Genomic DNA, 942 nt, shown 5'->3' on the forward strand with positions numbered 1-942 from the left:
AAATCAAGTTGGCACGGGCTCTGCTTATGGCGGTGTGAGTGTTGCGCAGTGCCGGATTCGCCGGCGCATTCTCAGGAGAACTGCAATGAAGCTGCTCACTGCCATTATCAAGCCGTTCAGGCTGGACGACGTTCGCGAGGCGCTCTCCGACATCGGGGTGCGCGGCATCACTGTCACCGAGGTCAAGGGCTTCGGGCGTCAGAAGGGCCACACCGAGCTCTATCGCGGCGCGGAGTACGTCGTGGACTTCCTCCCCAAGATGAAGATCGAGGTCGCCCTCGACGACGCCCTCGTCGATCAGGCCGTGGAGGCGGTGGCCAAGGCCGCCAATACCGGCAAGATCGGCGACGGCAAGATCTTCGTCTTTCCGCTGGAACAGGCCATCCGTATCCGCACGGGTGAGTCGGGCAAGGACGCGCTCTGACCGGCGGCGTCACACGAATAACCGAATGGAGGCCTGATCGTGGAAAATCAGATCTTTGAGCTTCAGTACGCTATCGATACCTTCTACTTCCTCGTCTGCGGTGCCCTGGTCATGTGGATGGCCGCCGGCTTCGCGATGCTCGAGTCGGGGCTGGTGCGGGCGAAGAACACCGCCGAGATCCTGACCAAGAACATGGCGCTGTACGCCGTCGCCTGCATCATGTACCTGATCTGCGGCTACGCGATCATGTACGGCGGCGATATCTTCCTCTCCGGCATCGCGGGCGGACCCGACTACGTCCAGAAAACGCTCGCCGCCTCCGCCGAGTCCGGGTTCAACGGCGACTCGGTGTACGCCGACGCCTCGGACTTCTTCTTCCAGGTGGTGTTCGTCGCCACCGCCATGTCCATCGTCTCCGGTGCGGTGGCCGAGCGCATGAAGCTCTGGGTCTTCCTCGGTTTCGCGGTCGTCATGACCGGCTTCATCTACCCCATGGAGGGTGCCTGGACCTGGGGCGG

Annotated in this window: 1 protein-coding gene and 1 pseudogene; both read left to right on the top strand. The window is 62.5% G+C overall.

Annotated elements, in window-relative coordinates; genetic code table 11:
* Positions 1-85 precede the first annotated feature (85 nt).
* Complete coding sequence (locus G7A99_RS21475; protein ID WP_018719682.1) at positions 86-424, top strand: P-II family nitrogen regulator; 339 nt, start codon at positions 86-88, stop codon at positions 422-424.
* Positions 425-463: 39 nt separating this feature from the next.
* Positions 464-942, top strand: a pseudogene (locus G7A99_RS21480) (ammonium transporter); the annotation flags it as partial.

This window comes from Arhodomonas sp. KWT, assembly GCF_010993615.1.

Bases quoted from the DNA above. Each gene is read 5' to 3' on its own strand.
- G7A99_RS21475 (WP_018719682.1), top strand. From the start codon at position 86: ATGAAGCTGCTCACTGCCATTATCAAGCCGTTCAGGCTGGACGACGTT.